Origin of the sequence: Amaricoccus sp., assembly GCF_036846665.1 — a bacterium.
In the GTDB taxonomy this organism is placed as follows: Bacteria; Pseudomonadota; Alphaproteobacteria; order Rhodobacterales; family Rhodobacteraceae; genus Amaricoccus.
The window spans coordinates 1-9590 of sequence record NZ_DAIUBO010000147.1; the positions used below are offsets into that span (position 1 = coordinate 1).

The window sequence follows — 9590 nt, forward strand, 5'->3', positions numbered from 1 at the left end:
CTCGAAATGTGGTCACCACGGCGCCGCCGGCGGGCGGGGTTGCGCAGGCCGCACGCTTGCCTGTATCCCGGCGCGCAATCCGGCGCGGCCCGCCGGCAAGCCTTTCGGAGAACGCGACCATGCATGCCTACCGGAGCCATACCTGTGCCGGGCTGACGCGCGCGGATGTGGGCAGCAGGGTGCGCCTCTCGGGCTGGGTGCATCGCAGGCGCGACCATGGCGGCGTGCTCTTCATCGACCTGCGCGACCATTACGGCATCACCCAGGTGCTTGCCGACAGCGACAGCCCGGCCTTCGCCGAGGTCGAGAAGGTCCGGGCCGAATGGGTGATCCGCATCGACGGCGTGGTCAAGGCGCGCGACCCGGAGCTGGTGAACCCCAAGATCCCCACCGGCGAGATCGAGGTCTTCATCGAGGCGCTCGAGGTGCTCGGGGCGGCCGAGGAGCTGCCGCTGCCGGTCTTCGGCGAGGTGGACTACCCGGAGGAGACGCGGCTCAAGTACCGCTTTCTCGACCTGCGCCGCGAGGGGCTGCATGCCAATATCATGCTGCGCAGCAGGGTGATCCGGTCGCTGCGCGCCCGCATGGAGGCGCAGGGCTTCACCGAGTTCCAGACGCCGATCCTGACCGCCTCGAGCCCGGAGGGCGCGCGGGACTTCCTGGTGCCGAGCCGGCTGCATCCGGGCAAGGTCTATGCGCTGCCCCAGGCGCCGCAGCAGTTCAAGCAGCTGATCATGGTGGCGGGGTTCGACCGCTACTTCCAGATCGCGCCCTGCTTCCGCGACGAGGATCCGCGCGCCGACCGGAGCCCTGGCGAGTTCTACCAGCTCGACATGGAGATGAGCTTCGCCACCCAGGAGGATGTCTTCGGCGTCATCGAGCCGGTGATGCGCGGCATCTTCGAGGAATTCGGCGGCGGGCGGCCGGTGACGGCGGAATTCCCGCGCATCGCCTATCGCGACGCGATGCGGAAATACGGCACTGACAAGCCCGACCTGCGCAACCCGATCGAGATGCAGGTGGTGAGCGAGCATTTCGCCGGCTCGGGCTTCAAGATCTTCGCGAGCCTCCTGGAGGTGGAGGGCAACGAGATCCGCGCCATCCCGGCGCCGGGGGGCGGCAGCCGCAAGTTCTGCGACCGGATGAACGCCTTCGCGCAAGGCGAGGGCCTGCCGGGGATGGGGTACATTTTCTGGCGACCAGCCGGCGGAGAGATCAAACGAATTTCCAAAGAAGGTGCGTTGGAAGTCGAAGACTCGGAGGTAGAGGCCGCAGGACCAATCGCAAAGGCGCTTGGCCCGGAGCGCACCGAGGCGATCCGGGTGCAGCTGGGGCTGGGCGAGGGAGACGCGGCCTTCTTCCTCGGCGGCGCGCCTTCGGACTTCCAGCCGGTCGCGGGCAGGGCGCGCAACGTGATCGGGCGCGAGCTGGGGCTGACGGTGGAGGATCGCTTCGACTTCGCCTGGATCGTCGATTTTCCGATGTACGAGCGCGATCCGGAAACGGGCCGGCTCGACTTCAGCCACAACCCCTTCTCGATGCCCCAGGGCGGGCTCGAGGCGCTGGGGGCGCAGGACCCGCTGGAGGTGCTGGGATATCAGTACGATATCGTCTGCAACGGGGTCGAGCTCTCCTCGGGCGCGGTGCGGAACCATCGCCCGGAGATCATGTACGAGGCCTTCCGGATCGTCGGCTACGACCGGCATTACGTGGACGCGCATTTCGGCGGCATGCTCTCGGCCTTCCGCTACGGCGCGCCGCCCCATGCCGGGATCGCGCCGGGCATCGACCGGATCGTGATGCTGCTGGCGGGCGCCGAGAACATCCGCGAGGTCATCATGTTCCCGATGAACCAGCGGGCCGAGGACCTGATGATGGGCGCGCCGTCGGAGCCGACGAACGAGCAGCTCCGGGAGCTGGGGCTGCGGGTGGTGGCGAAGACCTGACGGCGGGGCGCGAAGCGGGCACGCGTGCCCGTTCAGGCAAGCCTTTGAACTCGAATGGATAATGGAAGCGAGGTAACGCTTTCTTAACGAGACATCGGACGGGATGTCTTCACCGTTTCACCCGGGCGTCTGCCAGCACACCCCGTCACCCCGGAGGCGTGCCTGCGGCAAGACGGGGCCGCTTCGCGACCTCCCCCTCGGCCGGCCGCTGCCCTCCGCGCGGGTCGGCGCTGTCTTGCGGCAAGGGAGCAGCGCTTTGTCGTGGAATGCCGGGTGCAGTTCCCGAACCGGGCAACGGGACGATCGCCGGGCCGCTATTCCGCCGCGACGGAGCCGGAATTGTGGGCGTAGGTGTCCCAGTCGGGCCGGTAGTCGGCGCTGGCCTGGTTGCCCCAGACGGTCCAGCCGTCGCGCAACCCGCGGCCGAAGAGTTCGAGATAGGGGCCCCGGGAGCAGCTCTCGATGAGGTCGTATTGCTCGTCGGGCTTGCGGGAATGCTCGCGCTTGCGGCTTGCGAGCAGGTTCACCTGGCGGCGGCCCGGCGCGAGGGTGCGCGCGTTGCCGCCGCGGGTGCCGAAGAGCAGGAGCTCGGTGACGTTGCGGAAATAGAAGCCGACGCCGCGGCCGTCCGAGCCGCCGTCCTTGCGGATCTTGTGCCAGACGATATTGGCCTTGTAGGCGAAGCCCCAGGCGGCGAGCACCGCGAGGCCGTCGGGCAGGAGCGCGTTCGGCACCCAGAGGTAGCAATGCGCGGGCGCCTGCATGTGCTCGGCGACGGGCAGGGCGCAGATCTCGTCGAGGGTCAGGGTTCCGTAGCGCGAGAGGCGTCGGTGCTCGGGCGCCACCTTGCCGGTGCGGTTGGCGAAGCGCCAGGGCGGATCCGCGAGCAGGCTGCCGAAGCGGGCGCCTTCGAGGGCTTTGGAGAGGTCTTGTGCGGCACTCGTGTCCATCCCCAAGATATTGGGTCATTACCTCCTGCGATGCAATCGAAAGCGGCCCCTGCGGCCGGTGGGAGAGATCGCGATTGCCGGTCGGGCCGGGGACGTGCCAGAAGGGGCCATGAGGGAGGATCCGTCGGGCGATCTGTCGGGCTGGGTGCCGCCGCCGCGTCCCGCGGCGCGGGCGCTGGAGGGCCGCTACGTACGGCTGGAGCCGCTGGCGGCCGGGCACGGGGCCGCGCTCGATGCCGCCAACCGGGCGGATGACGCGATCTGGACCTGGCTGCCCTACGGGCCCTTCGCCGACGCAGCCGTCTATGGCGCATGGCTGGAGCAGGTCGCGGGCCGGGAGGATCCGATGTTCTTCGCGCTCCTCGACCGGGCGAGCGGGCTTGCCGGCGGGGTGGCGAGCCTGATGCGCATCAGCCCGGAGGCGGGCTCGATCGAGGTCGGCCATATCTGTCTCTCCCGCGCGATGCAGCGCACGCGGGCGGCCTCGGAGATGGTCTTTCTCTTCGCCCGGGAGGTCTTCGGCCTCGGCTACCGGCGCTTCGAGTGGAAATGCGACGCGGCGAACGGGCCGAGCCGGCGGGCGGCGCAGCGCTTCGGGTTTTCCTTCGAGGGCGTCTTCCGCCAGCACATGGTGGTCAAGGGACGCAACCGCGACACCGCCTGGTTCGCCATGACCGACGGCGACTGGGCCTGCCTGAGGCCCGCCTGGGAGGCATGGCTCGCGCCGGCGAATTTCGACGCGGAGGGGCGGCAGAAGCGGCGGCTGGGCGCGCTGACGGCGCCCTGCCGGGTCTCGTCCGATCCCGGGCCGGGCGCGTGAACGGGCGCGTGAAGAAGCGCAAGGGGCCCTGGAAGGCCTGGCAGCGCCGCTGGAAGGACGGCTGGATCGACGCGATGGAGACGCCGCGTGGTCGGCGCAACGCCCATATCGACATGCTGGTCTTCGACCACGGGCTGATCCGCATGGCCTGGCGGAACATGCACGAGGTGGCGCCCGGGGTCTGGCGCGGCAACCAGCCCGATCCGGCCATGGTGCGACGGCTGGCCGCGCGCGGGTTCCGCTCGATCCTGAACCTGCGCGGGGCGACGCAATACGGCTCCTACCTGCTGGAGCGTGAGGCCTGCCGCGCGGCGGGGATCACGCTGATCGATCTCAAGATGACCTCGCGCGACCTGCCGAGCGCGGCGGAGGTGATGGCGCTCGACGCGATCTTCGCCGCGATCGAGCGGCCGTTCCTGATGCATTGCAAGTCGGGTGCGGACCGGGCGGGCTTCGCCTCGGCGCTCTATCTTCTGCTCCGGACCGAGACGCCGGTGGCCGAGGCGCGCGAGCAGCTTTCCTGGCGCTACCTGCATCTCGAAGGCGCGCGCACGGGCGTGTTGCGCTTCATGCTCGACGCCTATGCCGCAGCGGATGCGGCGCGCCCGCAGTCGTTCCGCGACTGGATCGCGGCGGAGTACGACCCCGAGGCGCTGAGTGCCGCCTTTCGCGGCGGGCGGGTCGCGAATTTCGTCGCCGACCGGCTGCTCGGGCGGGAATAGGCGGGCCGGGGCTTGACGGCGGGGCGGGGGGCGAACATGTCGCGCGGGTCCGCCAAGAGGAGCCCCGCCGATGCGCCGTCCCGAAGTCACCGAGTTCCTGCTGACGCGGCGGTCCTGCCCGGCGAAGCTCCTGCACGGGCCGGCGCCGGAGCGCGCGGCGCTGATGCGCATGCTGACGGCGGCGATGCGGGTGCCGGACCACGGCAAGCTCGCGCCCTGGCGCTTCCTGGTCCTGGAGGGCGCGGCGCTGGCGGGCTTCGCCGCGCGGATCCGGGCGCGGGCGGCCGAGACCGGGCAGGACGCCGACAAGGGCGCGCTCGCCTTCGAGCAGGCGCCCATGGCGGTGGCGGTGGTGGCCTCGCCGCAGCCGAGCGAGAAGATCCCGGTCATCGAGCAGACCCTCTCGGCGGGGGCGGCGGCGCTGAGCCTCGTGAACGCGGCGCTGGCCGAGGGCTGGGGGGCGAGCTGGCTGACGGGCTGGCCGGCCTATGACCGCGGGCTCGTGGAGGCGGCGCTGGGGCTCGGTCCCGAGGAATGGATCGCCGGCTTCGTCTATATCGGCCATTGCGACGCGTCGCCGCCCGAGCGGCCGCGGCCGGAGCCCGAATCGCGGGTGCGCTGGCTCGGCGCATGAGCCTGATCGCGGATTTCGGCCGGGCGGTCGCGCAGCTGCGCGATCCGCGCTTCCTGGGCGTGCTGCTCAAGGCGCTGGCGATCACGGTGGCCGGGCTCGCGCTGGTCTTCTGGGCGGTGATGACGGGGCTCGGCTGGATCCTGCCCGAGAGCGTCGCGCTGCCCTGGATCGGGCCGGTGCGCTTTCTCGACGATCTTGCCTCCCTCGCGGCGCTCGGGCTCATGCTCGTGCTCTCGGTGGTGCTGATGGTGCCCACGGCCGCGGCGGTGGTGGGCTTCTTCCTCGAGGAGGTGGCCGATGCGGTGGAGGCCGAGCATTACCCGGGCCTCGCGCCGGCCGCCGGGCCGGGGCTGTCGGCGCAGATCGGCGACGCCCTGCGGTTCTTCGCGCTGGTGGTGGCGGTCAATCTCGCGGCGCTCGTGGTCTATCTCCTGCTGCCGCCGGTGGCACCCTTCGTCTTCTGGCTGATCAACGGCTTCCTGCTGGGGCGGGAGTATTTCCAGCTGGTCGCCATGCGGCGGCTCGGGCCGGAGGGGGCGGCGCGGCTGCGGCGGGCCAATGCCGGGCGGATCTGGCTGGCGGGCACCGCCATGGCAGTGCCCCTGAGCGTGCCGGTCCTGAACCTGCTCGTGCCGATCCTCGGCGTGGCGGTCTTCACGCATCAGTTCCACCGGCTGGCCCCGGCGCCCTGAGGCTGCCGGCCGCGGCGGTTTGGCGGGGCCGGCGGTTTCGGTGTATGCTTGCGCGCGGGGAGGCGGAGATGCGGATCCTGCGCGTGCTGGCGCTCCTGGCCGCAGGAGCGCCGGGCAATGCCGCGGCGGCGACGGCGGTCGATGCGGCGATCGTGCTGGCGGTGGATGCCTCGGCTTCGGTGGACGGGGTGGAACTGGCCATCCAGCGCGGCGGTTATGCCCGCGCGCTTCGGCACGCCGACCTGCTGCGAGCGGTGCGGGCCGGGCCGGAGGGGCGGATCGCGCTCGCCTATTTCGAATGGGGCGGGCAGGTGCATCGTGACTCCATTCTGCCCTGGGCCCTGATCGACGGCCCCGAGGCGGCGGCGGGTTTCGCCGCGGCGATCGAGGCGCTGCCGGTGCGCTCGAGCCTCGGCACCTCGATCTCGCGGGCGCTGGACTTCGCCCGGCGGCTGATCGACCGCGGTCCCTTCGCCACGGACCGGCGCGCCATCGACGTCTCGGGCGACGGTCCCAACAATCTCGGGCCGCCGGTGACGGAGGCGCGCGACCGGGTGGTGGCGGAGGGGATCGTGGTCAATGGCCTGCCGGTGCTCGTCGCGCCCTCGGCGAGCTTCCGCGACATCGACCGCTATTACGCGGATTGCGTCATCGGCGGCTTCGGCGCCTTTCTGCTCGCGGCGCGCAGCGGCGAGGAGCTGGCCCCGGCGATCCGGCGCAAGCTCATCCTCGAGATCGGCGGCCATATGCCGCCGGCGCGAATCCTGCCTGCGGCCGGGGCGGAGCCGGTCGACTGCCTCGTCGGCGAGCGGATCCGGCAGGAGCGGATCGACCGCATCTTTCCCGGCCTCCTGCGGTGACGGCCCCGCGGGCCGCCCGGAACGGGACCCCGGCCCCCCCCGGGCGAGGAAGCAGCCGGGGGGCGGCCTTGCCGCCGCAGGCGAGCACGGCGACCCGCTCGCCCGTCGCCGCCCACCGAGACCGGCAGCGTGCCGAGACCGGGGCATTAGCGCGCGGGCAGGGCGTCGAGGGTGCCGCGGGCCTTGAAGCTGCCGGTCACCTGCAGCAGGTCGAGCTTGGGGCGAGCGGATGTCCCAGGCCGGGGGCTCCCGCCTCGAGCTCCGGCACCGGCGTCCGCCGCACAGGCGGCGCGATGCGCGCATGGGCGGCGGCGATGTCGGTCGGGCCGATCACGGGCGCATCCCCGGCCGGCTGCCGGCGGGCTATGGCGCTTCGCCGGGCACGAGGCCCTGGGGCATGATCACGCCGTCGGTCACCTGGATGATGCCATTGCTCGCCATCACGTCGGGCTGGACCACGTCGGCGCCGCCCACCCTCACGCCGTCGAAGCCGTCGACGACGATGTCGAGCCCGCTCAGGGTGGTGAGCGTCGTGGTGCGGCCGCTGAGATCCGCGGTGGCATAGGTTCCGGGGACCACGTGCAGCTGCAGCAGCCGGGTCAGTTCGCCGCGGTTCTGCGGCTGCATCAGCCTGTCGAGCGCGCCCTCGGGCAGCGCGTCGAAGGCGGAGTTGCGCGGCGCGAAGACGGTGACGGGGCCGGCATCGTCGAGCGACGGGGCCCCGGCGGCGGTCAGGGCGCGCGCCAGCGTGGTGAAGGCGGCATTGGAATCGACCACCTCGCGGATGCTCGGGTTCTGCGGCGCGCGCGCACAGGCCGAAAGCGCGATCGCCGCGACGCCGGCCAGCAGGATCGCCCCGAGGTTTCTGCGGTTCATGATGGTATCCCCCGTCCGGAAGTCGCGATGGCAGGCCATGGTCCCGGCGCCCGGTCGGCATGGGACAGGCCGGGCAAGGCTAGCCCGGCGGGCACGGGGCATCAATGACGCGAACCGCGGCACCGGCTTGACAAGCCCGGCGGCCGGTCCAAGCTGCAATCCGGGAAATCGTAAGGTCACGCCCGCCCGAGCCCCCTTGTCCCGCCGCGGGACAAACGCGATCGTGATCGGCTGCATGTCGCGAGCAGCCTATTTCCGACGAAGGGAGGGCGTGGCCCGAGAGGTGCCGCGAAGGATCACCAGCGCCGGGAGACAGCGATGCATGTGCGCGAGAAGCCGAAGTTCGGCGAATCCGAGATCACCCCGAAATCGGCCTGGCTCGACCGGCGCAGCCTGATGCGGGGGGCGGCCGGACTCGCGGCGGCGGGACTCCTGCCCGCGACCGCCCGCCGGGCCTCGGCGGCGCGCTATTCCACCGACGCGCCGCCGACCGCCTATGAATATGTCACGACCTACAACAATTTCTACGAATTCGGCACCGGCAAATCCGATCCCGCGAAGCATGCGGGCCGGCTGACCACCTCGCCCTGGTCGGTGGTGATCGACGGCATGGTCGCCCGGCCGGGCACCTATGCGTTCGAGGACCTGGTCGGGCCGCGGACGGTGGAGGAGCGCATCTACCGGCTGCGCTGCGTCGAGGGCTGGTCGATGGTGATCCCCTGGCTGGGCGTGCCGCTGGGAGGCGTGCTGAAGCGTGCCGAGCCCGCCCCGGGCGCGAGATACGTCGCCTTCGAGACGCTGGTGCGGCCCGAGGAGATGCCGGGGCAGAGCGGGATCTTCCAGGTGCTCGACTGGCCCTATGTGGAGGGGCTCAGGCTCGACGAGGCGATGCATCCCCTGACCATCCTCGCCACCGGGCTCTATGGCGAGGCCCTGCCGAACCAGAACGGCGCGCCGATCCGGCTCGTGGTGCCGTGGAAATACGGCTACAAGTCGATCAAGTCGATCGTGCGCATCACCCTGACCGACAAACAGCCGCCGACCACCTGGAACATCCAGAACCCGCGGGAATACGGCTTCTATTCCAACGTGAATCCGGAGGTCGACCATCCGCGCTGGAGCCAGGCCACCGAGCGGGTGATCGGCGGCAGCCTGCTCTCGCCGCAGCGCGACACCGAGATGTTCAACGGCTATGCCGACGAGGTGGCCGGGCTCTATGCCGGCATGGACCTGAGGAAGTTCCACTAGGGATGCGGCGCATGCGCGATTGGCTGAATGCGGCTTTGCGCCGTCTGCCGGTCTGGCCCTTCTACTGGCTGGGCGCGCTGCCGGCGGCCTGGTATTTCTGGAACGGCCTGCAGGGCCGCCTCGGGGCCGATCCGGTCAAGGCGCTCGAGCACGAATACGGGCTGATCGCGCTGCAGTTCCTGATCGCGGCGCTCTGCGTGACGCCCCTGCGCGAGATCGCCGGCATCAACTTGCTGCGGTTCCGCCGCATGCTCGGGCTCATGGCGTTTTCCTACGCCTGCCTGCATCTGGCGGTCTGGCTGGGGCTCGACCGGCAGTTCGACTGGCCGCGCATCGTCGCGGATCTCACCAAGCGGCCCTATATCATCCTCGGCATGGCGGCCTTCCTGATGCTGGTGCCGCTGGCCTGGACCTCGCGCGACGCGGCGCTGCGGCGCATGGGGCCGGTGGCCTGGCGGCGCCTGCACCGGCTGGCCTATCCCGCGACGGCCCTGGCGGCGATCCATTTCGTCTGGCTGGTCAAGGCCTGGCCACTCGAGCCGCTGCTCTATGCCGCCGGGGTCGCGGCGCTGCTCGGATGGCGCGCGCTGCGCGGCCGGCGGCGCAGGGCCCGGCGCCCGGCGCTCGGCTGAAAGAAATCTGTCACGAAGCGCGTTTTTTCGCTTGCGCGCTGCCGATGGCCTCCGGTAAAGAAACGGCTCACCGCGGACGGCAAGGCCGGAGCGCGGGGTTTCGGAGGCACGGGCAGCGGGTTGCGCTCAAGTTAGGCGCGATGTGCTGTCGTTTCTCTGGCGCTCTTTGACGTGATTGATTGAGATGAAGGGATATGCGGGCGGTTTGGT

Annotated in this window: 11 protein-coding genes; 8 read left to right on the forward strand and 3 right to left on the reverse strand. The window is 70.9% G+C overall.

Annotation, left to right across the window (positions count from 1 at the left end):
• Positions 1-119 precede the first annotated feature (119 nt).
• A complete protein-coding gene (gene aspS, locus V7050_RS13905; protein ID WP_324367300.1) occupies positions 120-1946 on the forward strand; it encodes an aspartate--tRNA ligase in 1827 nt (608 codons plus the stop codon).
• Positions 1947-2260: 314 nt separating this feature from the next.
• Here aspS and V7050_RS13910 read toward each other — a convergent pair whose 3' ends face one another.
• Complete coding sequence (locus V7050_RS13910) at positions 2261-2896, reverse strand: MT-A70 family methyltransferase (RefSeq protein WP_324370586.1); 636 nt, start codon at positions 2894-2896, stop codon at positions 2261-2263.
• A gap of 109 nt (positions 2897-3005) precedes the next feature.
• Here V7050_RS13910 and V7050_RS13915 point away from each other — a divergent pair, with 109 nt between their 5' ends.
• The 5 genes from V7050_RS13915 to V7050_RS13935 all read left to right on the forward strand — a co-directional run bounded on the left by V7050_RS13915 (position 3006) and on the right by V7050_RS13935 (position 6624).
• Positions 3006-3716 (forward strand): GNAT family N-acetyltransferase, encoded by a 711-nt coding sequence (locus tag V7050_RS13915; RefSeq protein WP_324370584.1) that lies wholly within the window; start codon positions 3006-3008, stop codon positions 3714-3716.
• An 8-nt stretch (positions 3717-3724) separates the two neighbouring features.
• A complete protein-coding gene (locus V7050_RS13920; protein ID WP_324370582.1) occupies positions 3725-4438 on the forward strand; it encodes a fused DSP-PTPase phosphatase/NAD kinase-like protein in 714 nt (237 codons plus the stop codon).
• A 70-nt stretch (positions 4439-4508) separates the two neighbouring features.
• Positions 4509-5072: a nitroreductase family protein gene (locus V7050_RS13925; RefSeq protein ID WP_324374281.1), complete on the forward strand. Its 564-nt coding sequence runs from the start codon at positions 4509-4511 to the stop codon at positions 5070-5072.
• Positions 5069-5764 (forward strand): EI24 domain-containing protein, encoded by a 696-nt coding sequence (locus V7050_RS13930; protein WP_324374279.1) that lies wholly within the window; start codon positions 5069-5071, stop codon positions 5762-5764. The genes V7050_RS13925 and V7050_RS13930 overlap by 4 nt, the downstream gene beginning before the upstream one ends.
• A gap of 68 nt (positions 5765-5832) precedes the next feature.
• The gene (locus V7050_RS13935; RefSeq protein WP_324374276.1) at positions 5833-6624 is read left to right on the forward strand and encodes a DUF1194 domain-containing protein; all 792 of its coding nucleotides are present in this window, start codon (positions 5833-5835) and stop codon (positions 6622-6624) included.
• Between the two features lie 196 nt (positions 6625-6820).
• Here V7050_RS13935 and V7050_RS13940 read toward each other — a convergent pair whose 3' ends face one another.
• Entirely contained in the window at positions 6821-6958 is a 138-nt protein-coding gene (locus tag V7050_RS13940; RefSeq protein ID WP_324374274.1) for a hypothetical protein, read from the reverse strand.
• Positions 6959-6987: 29 nt separating this feature from the next.
• A complete protein-coding gene (locus V7050_RS13945) occupies positions 6988-7500 on the reverse strand; it encodes a fasciclin domain-containing protein (protein WP_324370202.1) in 513 nt (170 codons plus the stop codon).
• 318 nt (positions 7501-7818) lie between these two features.
• Here V7050_RS13945 and msrP point away from each other — a divergent pair, with 318 nt between their 5' ends.
• Positions 7819-8748, forward strand: a complete 930-nt coding sequence (gene msrP, locus V7050_RS13950) for a protein-methionine-sulfoxide reductase catalytic subunit MsrP (RefSeq protein ID WP_324370205.1) — start codon at positions 7819-7821, stop codon at positions 8746-8748.
• An 11-nt stretch (positions 8749-8759) separates the two neighbouring features.
• Positions 8760-9380, forward strand: a complete 621-nt coding sequence (gene msrQ / locus V7050_RS13955) for a protein-methionine-sulfoxide reductase heme-binding subunit MsrQ (protein WP_324370207.1) — start codon at positions 8760-8762, stop codon at positions 9378-9380.
• The last annotated feature ends 210 nt before the right edge of the window (positions 9381-9590 follow it).

What these genes read in the sequence shown, in the direction of transcription:
- V7050_RS13925 (WP_324374281.1), top strand. Translation starts at nt 4,509, where the DNA reads ATGCGCCGTCCCGAAGTCACCGAGTTCCTGCTGACGCGGCGGTCCTGC.
- V7050_RS13930 (WP_324374279.1), top strand. Translation starts at nt 5,069, where the DNA reads ATGAGCCTGATCGCGGATTTCGGCCGGGCGGTCGCGCAGCTGCGCGAT.
- msrQ (WP_324370207.1), top strand. Translation starts at nt 8,760, where the DNA reads ATGCGCGATTGGCTGAATGCGGCTTTGCGCCGTCTGCCGGTCTGGCCC.
- V7050_RS13935 (WP_324374276.1), top strand. Translation starts at nt 5,833, where the DNA reads ATGCGGATCCTGCGCGTGCTGGCGCTCCTGGCCGCAGGAGCGCCGGGC.
- V7050_RS13915 (WP_324370584.1), top strand. Translation starts at nt 3,006, where the DNA reads ATGAGGGAGGATCCGTCGGGCGATCTGTCGGGCTGGGTGCCGCCGCCG.
- V7050_RS13910 (WP_324370586.1), bottom strand. Translation starts at nt 2,896, where the DNA reads ATGGACACGAGTGCCGCACAAGACCTCTCCAAAGCCCTCGAAGGCGCC.
- msrP (WP_324370205.1), top strand. Translation starts at nt 7,819, where the DNA reads ATGCATGTGCGCGAGAAGCCGAAGTTCGGCGAATCCGAGATCACCCCG.
- V7050_RS13945 (WP_324370202.1), bottom strand. Translation starts at nt 7,500, where the DNA reads ATGAACCGCAGAAACCTCGGGGCGATCCTGCTGGCCGGCGTCGCGGCG.
- aspS (WP_324367300.1), top strand. Translation starts at nt 120, where the DNA reads ATGCATGCCTACCGGAGCCATACCTGTGCCGGGCTGACGCGCGCGGAT.